The sequence below is a fragment of the Variovorax raffinosi genome, from assembly GCF_051216615.1.
Lineage (GTDB): Bacteria > Pseudomonadota > Gammaproteobacteria > Burkholderiales > Burkholderiaceae_C > Variovorax.
Genome location: NZ_JBPJZR010000001.1, coordinates 227,978 through 244,718, shown reverse-complemented (window position 1 = coordinate 244,718; position 16,741 = coordinate 227,978). Strand labels below are relative to the sequence as shown.

Annotated in this window: 18 protein-coding genes; all 18 read left to right on the top strand. The window is 66.4% G+C overall.

Annotated features, from left to right (window positions below):
• Positions 1-30 precede the first annotated feature (30 nt).
• The 18 genes from ACSFB7_RS01090 to ACSFB7_RS01005 all read left to right on the top strand — a co-directional run bounded on the left by ACSFB7_RS01090 (position 31) and on the right by ACSFB7_RS01005 (position 16,679).
• A complete protein-coding gene (locus ACSFB7_RS01090) occupies positions 31-990 on the top strand; it encodes an aliphatic sulfonate ABC transporter substrate-binding protein (protein ID WP_435466247.1) in 960 nt (319 codons plus the stop codon).
• Positions 990-2,159, top strand: coding sequence for an FMNH2-dependent alkanesulfonate monooxygenase (gene ssuD / locus ACSFB7_RS01085; protein ID WP_435466245.1), 1,170 nt, complete (start codon positions 990-992; stop codon positions 2,157-2,159). Before ACSFB7_RS01090 ends, ssuD begins: the two co-directional genes overlap by 1 nt.
• Positions 2,160-2,168: 9 nt before the next feature.
• A complete protein-coding gene (gene ssuC, locus ACSFB7_RS01080) occupies positions 2,169-3,014 on the top strand; it encodes an aliphatic sulfonate ABC transporter permease SsuC (protein WP_435466243.1) in 846 nt (281 codons plus the stop codon).
• Between the two features lie 9 nt (positions 3,015-3,023).
• A complete protein-coding gene (locus tag ACSFB7_RS01075; RefSeq protein ID WP_435466241.1) occupies positions 3,024-4,004 on the top strand; it encodes an aliphatic sulfonate ABC transporter substrate-binding protein in 981 nt (326 codons plus the stop codon).
• Between the two features lie 4 nt (positions 4,005-4,008).
• Positions 4,009-4,845 carry an ATP-binding cassette domain-containing protein gene (locus ACSFB7_RS01070; protein ID WP_435466239.1) on the top strand — a complete coding sequence of 279 codons (837 nt, stop codon included), beginning with the start codon at positions 4,009-4,011 and terminating at the stop codon, positions 4,843-4,845.
• A gap of 42 nt (positions 4,846-4,887) precedes the next feature.
• Positions 4,888-6,174: an O-acetylhomoserine aminocarboxypropyltransferase/cysteine synthase family protein gene (locus tag ACSFB7_RS01065; protein ID WP_435466237.1), complete on the top strand. Its 1,287-nt coding sequence runs from the start codon at positions 4,888-4,890 to the stop codon at positions 6,172-6,174.
• An 18-nt stretch (positions 6,175-6,192) separates the two neighbouring features.
• Complete coding sequence (locus ACSFB7_RS01060; RefSeq protein ID WP_435466236.1) at positions 6,193-6,789, top strand: malonic semialdehyde reductase; 597 nt, start codon at positions 6,193-6,195, stop codon at positions 6,787-6,789.
• Positions 6,790-6,854: 65 nt separating this feature from the next.
• Positions 6,855-7,070: a TOBE domain-containing protein gene (locus ACSFB7_RS01055; RefSeq protein ID WP_187110274.1), complete on the top strand. Its 216-nt coding sequence runs from the start codon at positions 6,855-6,857 to the stop codon at positions 7,068-7,070.
• Positions 7,071-7,284: 214 nt separating this feature from the next.
• Positions 7,285-8,379, top strand: coding sequence for an ABC transporter substrate-binding protein (locus ACSFB7_RS01050; protein ID WP_435466235.1), 1,095 nt, complete (start codon positions 7,285-7,287; stop codon positions 8,377-8,379).
• A 37-nt stretch (positions 8,380-8,416) separates the two neighbouring features.
• Positions 8,417-9,268, top strand: a complete 852-nt coding sequence (locus tag ACSFB7_RS01045; RefSeq protein WP_435466234.1) for an ABC transporter permease — start codon at positions 8,417-8,419, stop codon at positions 9,266-9,268.
• Positions 9,268-10,074, top strand: coding sequence for an ABC transporter permease (locus tag ACSFB7_RS01040; protein WP_435466232.1), 807 nt, complete (start codon positions 9,268-9,270; stop codon positions 10,072-10,074). Before ACSFB7_RS01045 ends, ACSFB7_RS01040 begins: the two co-directional genes overlap by 1 nt.
• A 15-nt stretch (positions 10,075-10,089) precedes the next feature.
• On the top strand, positions 10,090-10,923 hold the full coding sequence (locus ACSFB7_RS01035) for an ABC transporter ATP-binding protein (protein WP_435466230.1): 834 nt from the start codon (positions 10,090-10,092) through the stop codon (positions 10,921-10,923).
• 42 nt (positions 10,924-10,965) lie between these two features.
• Entirely contained in the window at positions 10,966-11,916 is a 951-nt protein-coding gene (locus ACSFB7_RS01030; RefSeq protein ID WP_435466228.1) for a TauD/TfdA dioxygenase family protein, read from the top strand.
• A 128-nt stretch (positions 11,917-12,044) separates the two neighbouring features.
• A complete protein-coding gene (locus ACSFB7_RS01025) occupies positions 12,045-12,524 on the top strand; it encodes a rhodanese-like domain-containing protein (RefSeq protein WP_435466226.1) in 480 nt (159 codons plus the stop codon).
• Between the two features lie 36 nt (positions 12,525-12,560).
• Entirely contained in the window at positions 12,561-13,475 is a 915-nt protein-coding gene (gene epsC / locus ACSFB7_RS01020; RefSeq protein WP_435466224.1) for a serine O-acetyltransferase EpsC, read from the top strand.
• The gene (locus tag ACSFB7_RS01015; protein WP_187110265.1) at positions 13,472-13,741 is read left to right on the top strand and encodes a helix-turn-helix domain-containing protein; all 270 of its coding nucleotides are present in this window, start codon (positions 13,472-13,474) and stop codon (positions 13,739-13,741) included. The genes epsC and ACSFB7_RS01015 overlap by 4 nt, the downstream gene beginning before the upstream one ends.
• A gap of 61 nt (positions 13,742-13,802) precedes the next feature.
• Positions 13,803-14,735 (top strand): family 2A encapsulin nanocompartment shell protein, encoded by a 933-nt coding sequence (locus ACSFB7_RS01010; protein ID WP_013541112.1) that lies wholly within the window; start codon positions 13,803-13,805, stop codon positions 14,733-14,735.
• A gap of 63 nt (positions 14,736-14,798) precedes the next feature.
• Positions 14,799-16,679, top strand: a complete 1,881-nt coding sequence (locus tag ACSFB7_RS01005) for a family 2A encapsulin nanocompartment cargo protein cysteine desulfurase (protein WP_435468042.1) — start codon at positions 14,799-14,801, stop codon at positions 16,677-16,679.
• Positions 16,680-16,741: the final 62 nt, after the last annotated feature.

The window sequence follows — 16,741 nt, the reverse complement described above, 5'->3', positions numbered from 1 at the left end:
CGGCGCTTCCACATACGAACACCGATTGCCATGACACTGATTTCCGCTTCCCGCCGCCGCCTGATCCAGGGCGTTGCCGCCGCCATCGCGCTTCCTTCCTCGTTCGCCGCATTGGCGCAGGCACCCGGGCGACAGCTTCGCATCGGCAACCAGAAGGGGCCGCTCAGCATCCTCAAGGGCCGTGGAACGCTGGAAAAGCGGCTCGCGCCGCTCGGCGTGACGCTCAAGTGGACCGAGTTCACCGCCGGCCCCGTGCAGCTCGAAGCCCTCAACGTCGGCTCCATCGACTTCGGCGATGTGGGCGAAGCGCCGCCCATCTTTGCGCAGGCTGCCGGTGCGCCGCTGGCCTATGTGGCGGCCACGGTGACGCGTCCTCAATCTGAAGCGGTGCTGGTGCCCAAGGGCTCGGCCATCAAGACCGTGGCCGAACTGAAGGGCAAGAAGATCGCACTCAACAAGGGCTCGAACGTTCATTACTTCATCGTCAAGTTGTTCGAGAAGCACGGCCTTTCCTACAGCGACCTGAACCTGGTCTACCTGCCGCCCGCCGATGCGCGCGCCGCCTTCGAGAAAGGTTCGGTCGACGCCTGGGTGATCTGGGACCCGTTCCTGGCCGCAGCCGAAAAAGCGCTGGAAGCACGCGTGCTGGCCGACGCCACCGGCGTCGTGGACAACCGCGCCTACTACTTCTCGTCGCTCGACTACGTGGCAAAGAATGCCGACGTGCTCGCCATCGCTGTCGAAGAGATCAACAAGATCGACGTCTGGGGCGAAGCCAACAAGAGCGAATACGCGGGCGAACTGGCCAAGCTCTGGGGCCTGCCCAAGCCGGTGGCCGACCTGACGGTGGGCCGCGTGGGCTACGGCACCGGCTCGATCACCAAAGCCATCCTGGCCGAGCAGCAGAAGATTGCCGACACCTTCTTCGAGCTGAAGCTGATCCCGAAAAAGATCAACGTGCTCGAAGCCGCCGGCGCAGGGATTGCGTGATGCAGATCTTCTGGTTTCTCCCCACGCACGGCGACAGCCGCTACCTCGGCACGAGCGAAGGCGCGCGCCCCATCGACCTGGCCTACCTGCAGCAGATCGCGGGCGCGGCCGACAACCTGGGCTACGAAGGCGTGTTGATTCCCACGGGCCGTTCGTGCGAAGACCCGTGGGTCATCGCGTCGAGCCTGATCGGCTCGACGAAGAAGCTCAAGTTCCTGGTCGCGGTGCGGCCCGGCCTGCACCAGCCCAGCCTGGCCGCGCGCATGGCCGCCACGTTCGACCGGCTCTCGGGCGGGCGTCTGCTGGTGAACCTTGTGACCGGCGGCGACCAGGCCGAACTCGAAGGCGATGGCGTGTACCTCGACCATGCGTCGCGCTACGAGCAGTCCGCCGAATTCATCCGCATCTGGCGCGAGATCATCGCGCGCAGCCATGACGGACAGGCCTTCGACTTCGAAGGCAAGCACCTGAGCGTGAAGGGCGCCAAGCTGCTGTATCCACCGGTGCAAAAGCCATACCCGCCCGTGTGGTTCGGCGGCTCGTCGGCCGCGGCGCATGACCTCGCGGCCGAGCAGGTCGATGCGTACCTCACCTGGGGTGAGCCGCCCGCCGAAGTGGCCAAGAAGATCGCCGACGTGCGCGCCCGTGCCGAACGCCAGGGCCGCAAGGTCGAGTTCGGCATCCGCCTGCACGTGATCGTGCGCGAGACCGAAGACGCCGCCTGGAAGGCCGCCGAAGAACTGATCAGCCGCGTGGACGACGAGACCGTCATCCGCGCCCAGGCCGCCTTTTCCCGCATGGATTCAGAAGGCCAGCGCCGCATGGCCGCACTGCATGCGGGCGGTGCCAAGCGTTCGCGCGCCGAACTGGAAATCTCGCCGAACCTGTGGGCCGGCGTGGGCCTCGTGCGCGGTGGTGCCGGCACTGCATTGGTGGGCGATGCAAAGACCGTCGCGGCACGCATCGACGAGTACGCGGCACTCGGCCTCGACAAATTCATTCTCTCGGGCTACCCGCACCTGGAAGAGGCCTACCGCTTCGCCGAGCTGGTGTTCCCGCTGCTGTCGCGCAAGGCGCAGACGCGTCTGGCGGGCGGCTCGCTCAGCGGACCGTTCGGCGAGGTCGTCGCCAACCTCGATGCGCCGTCGCGGCTCGTCTCCCAAAGCTGAAGGACTCCCATGACCGAACAAGTGCAGGAGCTTCCGGTGGCCACCAACGATGCAGGCACAGGCAAGGTGTTGAAGGCCTTCGTCGTCAACGTCGCGAAGCGGCTCGTTCCGTGGCTGGTGCCCGTCGGGCTGATCGTGTTCTGGCAGATCGCGTCATCGCTCGGCTGGATCTCCACCCGCGTGCTGCCGGCACCGGTCGATGTGGTCAAGGCCGCGTGGACGCTCACCGCGTCGGGCGAGCTCTGGACGCACGTCAAGGTCAGCGCGGGCCGTGCGCTCGCGGGCCTGGCCATCGGCGGCGGGGCAGGGCTGGCGCTCGGCCTGCTGACCGGCTCGGTGAAGTTCGCCGAAACGCTGCTCGACTCGACCATCCAGATGGTGCGCAACATCCCCGCGCTGGCGCTGATTCCGCTGGTGATTCTGTGGTTCGGCATCGACGAGTCGGCCAAGCTGTTCCTGATCTCGGTGTCGGTGTTCTTTCCGATCTACCTGAACACCTTCCACGGCATCCGCAACGTCGATCCGCAGCTCATCGAGATGGGGCGCACCTATGGCCTGTCGCGCTGGCAGCTCTACCGCGAGGTGATCCTGCCGGGCGCGCTGTCGTCGATCCTGGTGGGCCTGCGTTTCTCGCTGGGCCTGATGTGGGTGATCCTGATCGTGGCCGAGACCATTTCAGCGCAGGCCGGCATCGGCTACCTGACGATGAACGCCCGCGAGTTCCTGCAGACCGACATCGTGCTGGTGGGCATCCTGCTGTACGCGCTGCTCGGCAAGCTGGCCGATCTGTTCGCACGCGGACTGGAGCAATGGTGGCTGCGCTGGCACCCCGGCTACCAGAAGAAGGCGAGCTGAGGGCAGGGCATGACGACGAAATCCATGATCTCCCGCCGCACGGCCATCGCCACGCTGGGCGCTGTTGCTGCATTAGCCTCGGGCGCGACGCTGGCGCAGGGCACGGCCACCCGGCCCGTTACCGTGCGGCTCGGCTACCAGAAGTCCTCGACGCTGATTGCCGTGCTCAAGGCACAGGGCACGCTCGAAAGGCAACTCGCGCCGCTGAACGCCACGCTGAGCTGGCACGAGTTCACCAGCGGCCTGCCGTTGCTCGAAGCGCTGAATCTCGACAACCTCGACATCAGCGCCGACGTGGCCGATACCGTGCCGGTGTTCGCACAGGCCGCCGGCGCCGACCTGACCTTTCTTGCGCAAGAGGCGCCGTCGCCTGCCGCGCAAGCCATCGTGGTGCGCGAAGACTCGCCGATCCGCGCGGTGGCCGATCTCAAGGGCAAGAAGATCGGCTTTGCCAAGGCGGCCGGCGTGCACTATCTGCTGATCGCCGCGCTCGACAAGGCCGGCCTGTCGTTCAAGGACATCGAACCGGCGTACCTCACGCCCGCCGATGGCCGCGCCGCCTTCGAGAAGGGCGCGATCGACGCCTGGGTGGTGTGGGACCCGTTCCTTTCCGCCGCGCAGCGCCAGTCGAAGGTGCGCGTGCTGGCCGACGGTGCGGGCATCGCCTCGTACCAGCGCTACTACCTGGCCCGCAGCAAGTTCGCCAAGGCCCGGCCCGACGTGTTGCACGTGGTCTATGCCGAGCTGGAAAAGACCGGCAAGTGGGTCAAGCAGAACCCGAAGGAAGCGGCCGCGCTGCTGTCGCCCGTGTGGGGTCTGGACGCCGCGACCATCGAGCAGGCCAACAGCCGCCGCAGCTACGCGGTGCGGCCGGTGGTGGCCGAAGGCCTCACCGAGCAGCAACGCATTGCCGATGCCTTCTTCTCCGAGAAGCTGCTGCCCAGAAAAATCAATGCGCTCGACGTGGCGCTGTTCAAGCCCGGAGCCTGAAATCATGAGTGCCGTTCTGAAAGACATCCAACCCCAGGCCATCGCCGGTGGCGTGCGCCTCGAAGCGCGGGGCCTGCACAAGCGCTACGGCGCACGCGAAGTGCTGCGCAACACGCAGCTCACCATCGAGCCGGGCCAGTTCCTGGCCATCGTCGGGCGCAGCGGTTGCGGCAAGAGCACGCTGCTGCGGCTCATCGCGGGGCTTGAAGAAGCAAGCGCCGGTGGGCTCTACACCGATGGCAGGGCCGTGCACGGCCTGCACGACGACACGCGCATCATGTTCCAGGAGGCGCGCCTGTTGCCCTGGCGCCGCGTGCTCGACAACGTGACGCTGGGCCTGCCCAGCGACGCCAAGGCGCGCGGCAAGGAAGTGCTCGCGCAAGTCGGCCTGGCCGACCGCGAGAACGAATGGCCGGCGCGCCTGTCGGGCGGGCAGCGCCAGCGCGTGGCGTTGGCACGGGCTCTTGTGCATCACCCGCGCCTGCTGCTGCTCGACGAGCCGCTGGGTGCGCTCGATGCACTCACGCGCATCGAGATGCACCGCCTCATCGAGAACTTGTGGCAGCGCCACCGGTTCACCGCGCTGCTGGTGACGCACGACGTGCAGGAAGCCGTGGCGCTGGCCGACCGCGTGATCCTGATTGAGGACGGCCGCATCGCGCTCGACGAGAACATTGCGCTGGCCCGCCCGCGCTCGCAGGGCGATCCGGCCTTTGCGGCCATCGAGAAACGCATCCTCGACCGCGTGCTGCAAAAGCCCGGCGAGTCCGAGCCCGAACCCGAAAGCGCCAACACCGGTTGGCTCGGCGCGCCCGCGCACGCGCTGCGCTGGGCCATCTGAGATTTCTCTTCTTCCCATCCGCCAATCCTGAAAGGCAGTTGTATGTCGCAGAACTGGAAATTCGAAACCCTGTCGGTGCATGCCGGCTACTCGCCCGAACCCACCACGCGCGCCGTGGCGCCGCCGATCTACCAGACGGTGGCCTACGCCTTCGACAGCGCGCAGCACGGCGCCGACCTGTTCGACCTGAAGGTGCCGGGCAACATCTACACCCGCATCAACAACCCGACGCAGGACGTGCTGGAGCAGCGCGTGGCCGCGCTCGAAGGCGGCATCGCGGCGCTGGCGCTGGCCTCGGGGCAAGCGGCAGTGACCTATGCGATCCAGACCATCGCCGAGGCGGGCGACAACATCATCAGCAGCACCGCGCTGTATGGCGGCACCTACAACCTGTTCGCGCACACGCTGCCGCAGTTCGGCATCACGACGCGCTTTGCCGACCACCGCGATCCAACCAGCTTCGAGAAGCTGTTCGACGAGAAGACCAAGGCGGTGTTCGTCGAGTCGCTCGGCAACCCGGCCGGCAACGTGACCGACATCGCGGCCATCGCTGAAATTGCACACCGCCACGGCGTGCCGCTGATCGTCGACAACACCGTGCCTTCGCCTTACCTGAGCCGGCCCATCGAGCATGGCGCCGACATCGTGGTGCACTCGCTCACCAAGTACCTGGGCGGCCACGGCACCAGCATCGGCGGCGCCATCGTCGATTCGGGCAAGTTCCCCTGGGCCGAGCACAAGCAGCGCTTCAAGCGCCTGAACGAACCCGATGTGAGCTACCACGGCGTGGTCTACACCGAGGCGCTGGGTCCGGCCGCCTACATCGGGCGTGCGCGCGTGGTGCCGCTGCGCAATACCGGCGCCGCCATCTCGCCGTTCAACGCCTTCCTGATCCTGCAGGGCATCGAGACGCTGGCGTTGCGCATGGACCGCATCAGCAGCAATGCGCTGCGGGTGGCGCAACACCTGAAGACGCACAAGGCCGTGAACTGGGTCAACTACGCCGCGCTCGAAGACCACCCCGACCACGCGCTGGCGCAGAAGTACTTCGGCGGTCGCTCCAGCGGCGTGCTGACCTTCGGCATCGGCAGTGGCCGCGAAGGCGGGGCGAAGTTCCTCGATGCGTTGAAGCTCTTCACGCGCCTGGTGAACATAGGTGACGTGCGCTCGCTCGCCACGCACCCAGCCTCGACCACGCACCGGCAACTGTCGCCCGAAGAACTGGCCAAGGCGGGCGTGACCGAAGACACGGTGCGCCTGTCGGTCGGCATCGAACACATCGACGACCTGCTGGCCGACCTCGACGTCGCACTGGCGGCAGCGTCCTGAACGCCGCAAGGAAGAACCATGACCACGCTCAACACCATCCCCGACGCAGCGCTCGACCAACTGTTTCGCAAGGCGCGCACCGTGCATGCCTTCAAGCCGGTGCCCGTGACCGACGAGCTGATTCACAAGCTCTACGACCTCGTGAAGTGGGGCCCGACCGCCTTCAACGCCCAGCCGGCGCGCTTCGTGTTCGTGCGCAGCGAAGAGGCCAAGGAAAAGCTCAAGCCGGCGGTGTCGGCGGGCAACACCGCGCAGACGCTGCAGGCCGGCGTGACAGTGATCGTGGCGCACGACACGCGCTTCTACGAACACCTGCCCGCGCAGTTCCCGGCCTACGACGCCAAGCCAATCTTCGAGAAGAGCGCCGAGGCAGCGCAGGCCACGGCCTTTCGCAACAGCAGCCTGCAGGGCGCCTACCTGATCCTGGCGGCCCGCTCCCTTGGGCTCGACGCAGGGCCGCAATCGGGCTTCAACGCCGACCTGATCGACAAGGCCTTCTTCCCCGATGGCCGCTATCGCGCCAACTTCCTCGTCAACCTCGGCGTGGCTGACCACGCCGCAACTTTCGAGCGCGGCCCCCGGCTGGCGTTCGACGAAGTGGCGCAGATCGTCTGATCCGCCGCTGCGCCATTCCCATCTATCCATCCCAGTCATTCCTTCACACTGAAAGAGAAACCATCATGTCCATCCAAGCCATCAACGTACGTAACCAGTTCCGGGGCAAGGTCCGCGAGATCATCCGCGGCGACGTCGTCTCCGAAGTCGATGTCGAAACCGCCTGGGGCATCGTGACCTCGGTCATCACCACGCGCTCGGTCGACGAGCTGCAACTGAAGATCGGCTCCGACGTGGTCGCGCTCGTGAAGTCGACGGAAGTTTCGATCGCGAAGCTCTGACGGACCCTCGGGCGATTGCGAACAACCCGGCGCCGTTCTGGCGCCGGGTTTTTCTACGCCCGTGCTTCGCCCCGCGTCGGATCGTTTCGTGCAGGTCCATATATCGAACATGGCTTAGTCGGGCAGGGCATTAGGAACTGCGAACAGCTTCCTTCCGGCGCCAGCAGCCGCCTCGCAGAATCTTTTGGATTCATCGAAGCCAAGGTTGCCGTTCATGCTCAAACGTTCGTTTCTCCGCCATGCCGCCGCGTGGCCATTGATGGCCGTGGCGCCGCGCCTGCTGGCTGCCGGCAGCGATGCGCCTGCGGTCATTCGCATCGGCGTGGCGACCGGTGGCGTGGGCAACCCGGTGCGCTTCGGCGGCTCGTCGGCGGCGCTGGTGCATTCGACGGGCGCGCTCGAAGAAGAGTTCAAGGCCGACGGCACGAAGATCGAATGGGTGTTCTTCAAGGGCGCGGGCCCGGCCGTCAACGAAGCCCTGGTCAACAAGCAGCTCGACCTGGCCTGGCAGGGTGACCTGCCTTCCATCGTGCACCGCGCGGGCGGCGTCAAGACCCGCATCATCGCGGGCTCCGGCGTGCGCAACGGCCTGTACCTGGCGGTGCCGCCGGACTCGACAGTCAAGCGCATCGAAGACCTGCGCGGCAAGCGCATCGCGCTCTACAAGGGAACCAACCTGCATCTGGCGGCGGTGCGTGCGCTGGCGGCGCATGGGCTGAAGGAAAGCGACGTTCGCCTCATCAACCTCGATCTGCCCGGCGCGCAGGCGGCGCTGGCCACCAAGGACATCGACGGTGCATTCGGCTATGTCGAGCTGTTCGTGTTGCGCGACAAGGGCGTGGCGAAGGTCATCTATTCGGCCTCGGAAGACTCGTTCAAGTACACGCGGCAGACCGTGCTGCTGGCCTCGGACGATTTCGCGCGCAACCAGCCCAAGGCCACGCAGCGCATCGTGAACACGCTGGTGAAGGTGGCGCGGCGCTATTCGGACGAGTCGCGCCGCGACGAGGTGTTCCAGGAATGGGGCAAGGCCGAGGTGGCCGAGAAATACTGGCGCGAGGACTTCATCGGCCAGCCGCTGCGCACGCGCCTGTCGCCGTTGCTCGACCCGTTCCTGGTGCAGCGCTACAAGGATTCCGCCGAGCAGGCATTGGCGCTCAAGCTGGTGCGCGGCAAGGCCGAGATCGACAACTGGTTCGACCGCAGCTTTCTCGATGTTTCCCTGCGCGAACTCAAGCTGGAGAACTACTGGCCGGTGTACGAGGCCAATGGCGAAGTCAGCGGCAAGCAGGTGGCGGTGGCGCGATGAGTCGCCATCTGCCGGCAGGCGCATTCGAGGTCGCCGCATGAGTGCGGTATTGCCCCCGGAGTCATTGCCACTCCCTGCGGCCGGGCGCTCGTCGCCGCCTGCCGTTTTGCGCAACTGGCGCGCCCGGCTGTCGGGCATCGGGCGGTTGCTGCTTGCCTGGCCGGTGCCGCTGGCGGTGCTGCTGCTGTGGCACATTGCCGCGCGCAACGAATGGATCGCGCCGCAGGTGCTGCCTTCGCCCGAGACGGTGGCCGCCACTTTCGTCGATGCGCTGCAAAGCGGTGAGCTTCTTGAGAACCTGCGCATCAGCCTGTGGCGCGTGTTCGCGGGCTTCGGTGTCGGGCTGGTGGGGGGCTTGCTGCTTGGCGTGGCGATGGGGTTGTCGCCGACCTTCAAGGACTACACCTATCCGCTGTTCAAGGCTTTCGCGCAGGTGCCCGTGCTGGGCTGGCTGCCGTTGCTGATGCTGCTGGTGGGCATCGACGAGGCGCTCAAGATCATCCTGATCGCCAAGGCCTCGCTGGTGCCCATTGCGCTGAACACCTACAAGGGCATCCAGAACGTGCCGACGCGCTACATCGAGGTGGCGCGGGTGTTCCGGTTCAGCCGCTGGCAGTTGCTGTCGAAGGTGGTGTTTCCCGCGGCGCTTGCGCCCATCTGGAACGGCGTGCGCTACGGCTTCACGCACGCCTGGCTCGCGCTGGTGGTGGTCGAGCTGCTGGCGTCCAGCGAAGGGCTGGGCTACATGATCGTGTTCGGGCGGCAACTGTTCCAGCTCGACGTGGTGCTGGCGGCGGTGGTGATGGTGGGCGCGGTCGGCTTCGTGCTCGACAAGCTGCTCGCGCTGATCGAGACACGGTTGCTGCGCTGGCGGCGTGCGGGGTTCTGATGAGCGGCAACACTTCCGTGGACCGGAATCTCTTTCGCCGCGTGCCCAAGCCCTTGCGCGGCTGGGTGTTGCCTGTGTTGCTGGTCGTGCTCTGGTGGGCAGCGGTCCGCTTCGGCTGGTCGAGTTCGCCGTTTCTGGTGTCGATCGGCAGCGTCTGGCAGCGGGCGGTGGAGCAGGCCACCAGCGGTGCGCTGTGGGACGGACTCTCGGCCAGCCTGTGGCGCGACCTGGCGGGCTTTGCCATCGGCGCGAGTGCCGGGCTGCTGTTCGGCGCGGCGCTTGGTTTGTCCCGCCTGTTCGAGAACCTCGTGGGCCCGAGCTTTCACACGCTCAAGCAGATCTCGCTGTTCGCGTGGATTCCGCTGCTGTCCGTGTGGTTCGGACTGGGCGATGCGGCCAAGGTGGCGTTTTTGTCGCTCGCGGCTTTTTTCCCTGTGGTGCTCAACACCTTCGAGGGCATCCGCAGCGTGCCGGGCGATCTGGTCGAGGTGGCGCGCGTGCTGCGCTTCAGCCGCTGGCAGCTTTTCACGCGCGTGGTGCTGCCGAGCGCATCGCCTTCGATCTTCGCGGGCGTGCACCTGGCGCTGATCTATGCGTGGCTGGCCACGCTGGGCGCGGAGTACCTGCTGGTCTCGGGCAAGGGCATCGGCAACACCATGATCGACGGGCGCGACCACTTCTGGATGGACCTCGTGATCTTCGGCGTGATCGTGGTCGGGCTTGTGGGCTTCACGCTCAACTGGATTGCCACGCGCATCGAGAACCGCCTGCTGGCCTGGCGCGGGCGTTCCGTGGCCGGCTTCTGAAGAAAGAACAAAGACATGGCACACGCAGCCACACTCGAAATACGACAACTGAGCAAGCAGTACGAGGTCGAGGGCGCACCGCTGAAGGTGCTCGACGACATCAGTCTGACCATCACGCCCGGCGAGTTCGTGAGCATCGTGGGCTCCAGCGGTTGCGGCAAGTCGACGCTGCTGCGGCTGATCGTGGGCCTGGAGGCCGACTACCGCGGCGAGGTGCTGATCGACGGCAACCGCATCGTCGGCACCAGCCTGGACCGCGGCATCGTGTTCCAGGAGCATCGGCTTTTTCCGTGGCTCACGGTGCAGCAGAACATTGCGCTCGGGCTGCTGAATGCCGGGCTCGGTGCGGCGCAAAAGCGCAGCGAGGTGCAGGCGCACATCGAGCTGGTCGGGCTCAAGGGCTTCGAGAGCGCGTACCCGCACCAGTTGTCGGGTGGCATGTCGCAGCGCGTGGCGATCGCGCGGGCGCTGGTCAACAGGCCCGAGATCTTGTTGCTCGACGAGCCTTTCGGCGCGCTCGACGCGATGACACGCGCGCATCTGCAGCAGGAGCTGCACCGCATCTGGCAGGCTGAGGGGATCACGATGATCCTGGTTACCCACGACGTCGAAGAGGCCGTGTTCCTCGGCGACAAGGTGGTGGTGATGGAGCCGCGCCCGGGGCGCATCCGCCGCATCGTGCCGGTGGCGCTCGCGCATCCGCGCAACCGGGTGGACCTGGCCTTCACCCAGGTCAAGGAAGAGGTGCTGCGCGAGTTCGCGGGAGCGCCTGCGCTTGATGAAGCACCTTTGCAATTGCCGCCGGACACGACAGGCGGGTTGCCCGCCGGACTTCGCTTTGCCTACTGAGCCTTTCGTTCTTCTCCCCACCAACCCCAAAGAGGACCTTCGATGAGCGCCATTCTTTCTTCTCCCGTCGCCGCACAGGACAACGAACTCGACATCGTCCGGCAGGCCGGCCACATCGGCGCCGAGGTGCGCGGCCTGCGGCTCTCCGGCGCGCTGCAGCCGGAGGTGTTCGGGGCCATCAAGGCTGCGCTGCTGAAGCACAAGGTGCTGTTCTTCCGCGGCCAGCAGCATCTGGACGATGCACAGCAGGAGGCCTTCGGCCGCCTGTGGGGCGAGCTGGTGCCGCACCCGACCGTGCCCTCGAAGGATGGCACCAGGTTGCTGGAACTCGACTCGCGCCACGGCGGTCGCGCCAATTCGTGGCACACCGATGTGACTTTCGAGGTCGCCTATCCGCAGGTGTCGATCCTGCGTGCCGTCGTGATCCCGGCCTATGGCGGCGACACCGTCTGGGCCAACACGGTGGCCGCCTACGAAAGCCTGCCCGAAGACCTGAAGGCGCTAGCCGACCGGCTGCGCGCGGTGCATGGCAACGACTACGACTACGCGGCGGCCCGTCTGCCCGCCGACCTGAATGACGAGGGCGCCAAGCGCTACAAGGAGGTGTTCACGCGCCGCCTGCTCGAAGCCGAACACCCGGTGGTGCGCGTGCACCCCGAGACCGGTGAGCGCAGCCTGGTGCTGGGCCATTTCGTGAAGCGGCTCGCCGGCCATTCGACGCATGACTCCGGCCATCTGCTGAGCGTGCTGCAGAGCCACGTGCACCGCCTGGAGAACACGGTGCGCTGGCGTTGGACGCAGGGCGACGTGGCCATCTGGGACAACCGGGCCACGCAGCACTACGCGATCAACGACTACGGCGATCAGCACCGGGTGGTGCGGCGGGTCACGATCGCGGGCGACGTGCCGTATGGCGTGGATGGCGCCAGGAGCGTGGACCGCACGGCGCCTGCGGTGCGCGCGGCTGAGGCGGCAGAAGTGGCTGCCGCCTGAGGCGCTGCTATACAACGTCTGGTTGTTAAGAATCGACTTTTCAGTCGTTGGAGCTTTGCGACAGCACTCCTACAGTGGTGGTTATCGCCATCAAGGCGAATTCCAACGCACAACAGGAGCCGCACAGCATGTCAGTGGAAGTTGAAGACCTCGTCTTGCCCGAAGCACTGGAACAGGCGCGCGCCAAGGCCGCCGAAAACAACTGGCCCTATGCCGGTGGCGTGACGCCACCGGTGGCCTGGGATCTCGTCCGCAAGGGCCAGGCCGTGTTGATCGATGTGCGCTCGGGCGAGGAGCGCAAGTTCGTCGGCCATGTGCCTGACAGCCTGCATGTGGCCTGGGCCACCGGCACCGCGCTCACGCGCAACCCGCGCTTTGTGCGCGAACTCGAAGCCAAGCTCGCGAAAGAGGGCGGCAAGGACGCGGTGGCGCTGCTGCTGTGCCGCAGTGGCAAGCGTTCCGCGCTGGCTGCGGAGGCCGCTGCCAAGGCGGGCTTCACCAACGTCTTCAACGTGCTCGAAGGTTTCGAGGGCGAGATCGACGAGCAGCAGCACCGCGGCGGCGCCGATGGCTGGCGCTTTCATGCGCTGCCGTGGGTGCAGGACTGAGCACGACAAATCGAATTTCCAGGGAGAAAAAAACACATGGCCCATTTCGAGGTGAACGACATCGTGCGCGCGCTGCACGGCGTGCGCGACGAGTGGCGCGATTCGCAGCGCCGCTCGCGTGAACCCGGTGCGCGCGAGTTTCCGTCGCGCGATGCGCTCGCGCAGATCGTGGAGTCGCTGAAGGGCGCGCTCTTTCCCATGCGGCTCGGGCCGCCCGATCTGCGCCACGAGAGCGAAGACTTCTACGTCGGCCACACGCTTGATGCCGCGCTGCAAGGGCTGCTGGGTCAGGCGCGGTTGGAGCTGAACTTCAACGCCCGCCATCAGCCACGCTCGGCCAGCGAGATCGACGAGGCCGCCACCGAGGCGGTGCGGCAGTTCGCGAACGCGTTGCCGGCCCTGCGCCGCCTGCTCGACAGCGATGTGCTCGCGGCCTACCAGGGCGACCCGGCCGCGCGCAGCGTGGACGAAGTGCTGCTGTGCTACCCCGGCGTGCTCGCGATGATTCATCACCGGCTGGCGCACCGGCTGTACGAGCTCGATCTGCCGCTGCTGGCACGCATCGTGGCCGAGCTGGCGCACGGGCAGACCGGCATCGACATCCACCCCGGCGCGCAGATCGATGCGGGTTTTTTCATCGACCACGGCACGGGCGTCGTGATCGGCGAGACGGCGGTCATCGGCAAGCGCGTGCGGCTCTACCAGGCGGTCACACTCGGTGCCAAGCGCTTTCCGACCGACACCGAAGGCAACCTGCAGAAGGGCCTGCCGCGGCATCCGGTGGTGGAAGACGATGTGGTGATCTACGCCGGCGCCACCATCCTCGGCCGCGTGACGCTGGGCAAGGGCGCGGTCATCGGCGGCAATGTGTGGATCACCGACGACGTGCCGCCGGGCGCGAGCGTCACGCAGGCCAGCCTGCAGAACGCACCGAAGGCAGGTGGCGCATGAAAGCATTCGTCGAAGACTTCGGCGTGACGGTGCGCCAGTTGCGCGAAGGCAAGGGCTGGTCGCAGGAAGAGCTGGCGGAGCGTTCCGATCTCAACCGCTCCTACGTGGGCGAGGTGGAGCGCGGCCGCGTGATTCCCTCGATCGTCACTGCACAGAAGCTCGCCACGGCGCTGGGCATCAACATGGTGGGCCTGCTCATGCGTTGCGAGCAACTGGAGCAATCGCGCCTTGCGCGAAGGATCAACTTGGCGGCTATAGCCTGTTGAGGGGAAACCCGTGGTCGCCAGACACTGGCGGCCACTTTCTTTCCAACAGGAGCCTTGATCCATGAGCGCAACAGTCGGTGGTACCACCGCCCTTGGCGACAACGCCGCACGCCAGCTAGCCAATGCCACCAAGACAGTTCCCCAGCTTGAGACGATCAGCCCGCGCTGGCTGACGCACTTGCTGCAATGGGTGCCGGTGGAAGCGGGTATCTACCGCGTCAACAAGGTCAAGAACCCCGAATCGATCAAGGTCACCTGCACCTCGCGCGAAGAAGAAAACCAGCTGCCGCGCACCTTCGTCGACTACGAAGAAAACCCGCGCGAGCACTACCTCAATGCCGTGAGCACCGTGCTCGACGTGCACACCCGCATCTCCGACCTGTACAGCAGCCCGCACGACCAGATCAAGGAGCAGCTGCGCCTGACGATCGAAACGATCAAGGAGAACCAGGAGAGCGAGCTCATCAACAACCCCGACTACGGCCTGCTGGCCCAGGTGACCGACGAGCAGCGCATCTTCCCGCTGACTGGCGCGCCCACGCCCGACGACCTCGACGAGCTGCTGACCAAGGTCTGGAAAGAGCCCGCCTTCTTCCTCACGCACCCGCTGGCCATTGCCGCCTTCGGCCGTGAAGCCACGCGCCGCGGCACGCCGCCGCCGACCGTGAGCCTGTTCGGCTCGCAGTTCATCACCTGGCGCGGCATTCCGCTGATTCCGTCGAACAAGGTGCCGGTGGCCGACGGCAAGAGCAAGATCCTGCTGCTGCGCGTGGGCGACAAGCGCCAGGGCGTGGTGGGCCTGTTCCAGCCGGGCCTGTCGGGCGAGCAGAGCCCGGGCCTGTCGGTGCGCTTCATGGGCATCAACAACCACGCGATCGCGTCGTACCTGATCTCGCTGTACTGCTCGCTCGCGGTGCTGACCACCGACGCGCTGGCGGTGCTCGACGATGTCGAGATCGGCAAGTACCACGACTATCCCGACACCTACAAGTAAGCCGCGGTGAGTACCCCTTCGATTCCGGGCGAGGCGCCGTTCGATCCGGCCATCCTCGCGCGCATGGCCAGTGCCATGTTCTCCGCGCTGCCGGGCACGCCGCCGGCATCACTGCCGGGTGTGGCGAGCGGGCTGGTGCCGGGCGCGCAGTTCCCCGCCAACATCGCGCCGCCGGGCTCGCCACTGGTGAGCCCGGCCGGCTTCGGGCCGAGCGTGCCGGGCACGCCGATCCCGCAAGGGCAGATTCCGGGCGCGAATGTGCTGCCCGCGTCGCCGACGCAGTTGCCATCGCTCGCGAACCGTGCGCCCGCCTTGCTGCCGCATGCGGTGGCGGGCAATGGCGTGCCGGACAACGTGCTGTCCGTGGCGCCGGCTTTCGAGCCGCGCCTGGGTGGCACGGTGCTGGGTGTGCCGCAGCAGGTCAATGCACCTGCTGCACCGCAAGCAGCCGCGTCGCCGTTCTACTTCTTGAACAACAGCTACGGTCATCCGTCGGCGAGTGCCAGTCATGGCGTTGCGATTCATGACCCGTTCGCCGGCCTTGCCGCACCTGTGGCCCAGCCGGCATTGCCGCCGAGCCCGCCTTCGGCGCCAGCCGGTCGCGACGCGCAGTTCTACTTTGTCGATGCAGTGCGTTTGCCCAATGGTTTCGTCACGCCGGCCAAGCCGGATCCGCGTGGCCCGGAAGCGGTGCCGCTGGCCGGCAACGGCCAGCATCCGCCGTTCGACGTCAATGCCGTGCGGCGCGACTTTCCGATCCTGCAGGAACGCGTCAACGGCAAGCAGCTCGTGTGGTTCGACAACGCGGCCACCACGCACAAGCCGCAATCGGTGATCGACCGCATCGCGTACTTCTACGCACACGAAAACTCGAACATCCACCGCGCCGCGCATGAACTCGCGGCACGCGCCACCGACGCCTACGAAGGTGCGCGGGAACGCGTGCGCAAGTTCATCAACGCGCCTGAAGTCGAAGAAGTGATCTTCGTTCGCGGCACCACCGAGGCCATCAACCTCGTGGCCAAGAGCTGGGGCGGCCAACACGTGGGCGAGGGCGACGAGATCATCGTTTCCAACCTCGAACATCACGCCAACATCGTGCCGTGGCAGCAGCTCGCTGCCGCCAAGGGCGCAAAGCTGCGCGTGATTCCGGTGGACGATTCGGGGCAGGTGCTGCTCGACGAATACCGCAAGCTGCTCAACGACCGCACGAAGATTGTGGCTGTCACGCAGGTCTCGAATGCGCTGGGCACGGTGGTGCCGGTGAAGGAGATCGTCGAGTTGGCGCATCGCGCGGGCGCGAAGGCGCTGGTCGACGGTGCGCAATCGGTCTCGCACATGCGGGTCGACGTGCAGGACATCGGCGCGGACTTCTTCGTGTTCTCCGGCCACAAGGTGTTCGGCCCGACGGGCATCGGTGTGGTCTGGGGCAAGCGCGAGGTGCTGGAAGACATGCCACCCTGGCAGGGCGGCGGCAACATGATTGCCGACGTGACCTTCGAGAAGACGGTGTTCCAGCCGATCCCGAACAAGTTCGAGGCCGGCACCGGCAACATCGCCGACGCCGTGGGCCTGGGTGCCGCCATCGACTACGTCAACAAGGTCGGCATCGAGAACATCGCGCGCTACGAGCATGAACTGCTGGTGTACGGCATGCAGCAGCTCGGCACGATTCCGGGCGTGCGCCTGATCGGCACGGCAGCAGACAAGGCCAGCGTGATGTCCTTCGTGCTCGATGGCTACAGCACCGAAGAGGTGGGCCAGGCGCTGAACGAAGAAGGCATCGCGGTGCGCACGGGGCACCACTGCGCGCAGCCGATCCTGCGGCGTTTCGGTGTCGAGACCACGGTGCGGCCGTCGCTGGCGTTCTACAACACCTTCGACGAAATCGACCGGCTCGTGGCCGTGGTGCGCCGGCTGGCTGGCCAGCGCCGCGCGGGTTAGGGGCGACCCGTCCGCCTCCGATAGCTGTCAAAGGCCCGTCGCCGATCCGCGTCGGGCCGCGC

What these genes read in the sequence shown, in the direction of transcription:
- ACSFB7_RS01090 (WP_435466247.1), top strand. Translation starts at nt 31, where the DNA reads ATGACACTGATTTCCGCTTCCCGCCGCCGCCTGATCCAGGGCGTTGCC.
- ssuD (WP_435466245.1), top strand. Translation starts at nt 990, where the DNA reads ATGCAGATCTTCTGGTTTCTCCCCACGCACGGCGACAGCCGCTACCTC.
- ssuC (WP_435466243.1), top strand. Translation starts at nt 2,169, where the DNA reads ATGACCGAACAAGTGCAGGAGCTTCCGGTGGCCACCAACGATGCAGGC.
- ACSFB7_RS01075 (WP_435466241.1), top strand. Translation starts at nt 3,024, where the DNA reads ATGACGACGAAATCCATGATCTCCCGCCGCACGGCCATCGCCACGCTG.
- ACSFB7_RS01070 (WP_435466239.1), top strand. Translation starts at nt 4,009, where the DNA reads ATGAGTGCCGTTCTGAAAGACATCCAACCCCAGGCCATCGCCGGTGGC.
- ACSFB7_RS01065 (WP_435466237.1), top strand. Translation starts at nt 4,888, where the DNA reads ATGTCGCAGAACTGGAAATTCGAAACCCTGTCGGTGCATGCCGGCTAC.
- ACSFB7_RS01060 (WP_435466236.1), top strand. Translation starts at nt 6,193, where the DNA reads ATGACCACGCTCAACACCATCCCCGACGCAGCGCTCGACCAACTGTTT.
- ACSFB7_RS01055 (WP_187110274.1), top strand. Translation starts at nt 6,855, where the DNA reads ATGTCCATCCAAGCCATCAACGTACGTAACCAGTTCCGGGGCAAGGTC.
- ACSFB7_RS01050 (WP_435466235.1), top strand. Translation starts at nt 7,285, where the DNA reads ATGCTCAAACGTTCGTTTCTCCGCCATGCCGCCGCGTGGCCATTGATG.
- ACSFB7_RS01045 (WP_435466234.1), top strand. Translation starts at nt 8,417, where the DNA reads ATGAGTGCGGTATTGCCCCCGGAGTCATTGCCACTCCCTGCGGCCGGG.
- ACSFB7_RS01040 (WP_435466232.1), top strand. Translation starts at nt 9,268, where the DNA reads ATGAGCGGCAACACTTCCGTGGACCGGAATCTCTTTCGCCGCGTGCCC.
- ACSFB7_RS01035 (WP_435466230.1), top strand. Translation starts at nt 10,090, where the DNA reads ATGGCACACGCAGCCACACTCGAAATACGACAACTGAGCAAGCAGTAC.
- ACSFB7_RS01030 (WP_435466228.1), top strand. Translation starts at nt 10,966, where the DNA reads ATGAGCGCCATTCTTTCTTCTCCCGTCGCCGCACAGGACAACGAACTC.
- ACSFB7_RS01025 (WP_435466226.1), top strand. Translation starts at nt 12,045, where the DNA reads ATGTCAGTGGAAGTTGAAGACCTCGTCTTGCCCGAAGCACTGGAACAG.
- epsC (WP_435466224.1), top strand. Translation starts at nt 12,561, where the DNA reads ATGGCCCATTTCGAGGTGAACGACATCGTGCGCGCGCTGCACGGCGTG.
- ACSFB7_RS01015 (WP_187110265.1), top strand. Translation starts at nt 13,472, where the DNA reads ATGAAAGCATTCGTCGAAGACTTCGGCGTGACGGTGCGCCAGTTGCGC.
- ACSFB7_RS01010 (WP_013541112.1), top strand. Translation starts at nt 13,803, where the DNA reads ATGAGCGCAACAGTCGGTGGTACCACCGCCCTTGGCGACAACGCCGCA.
- ACSFB7_RS01005 (WP_435468042.1), top strand. Translation starts at nt 14,799, where the DNA reads ATGGCCAGTGCCATGTTCTCCGCGCTGCCGGGCACGCCGCCGGCATCA.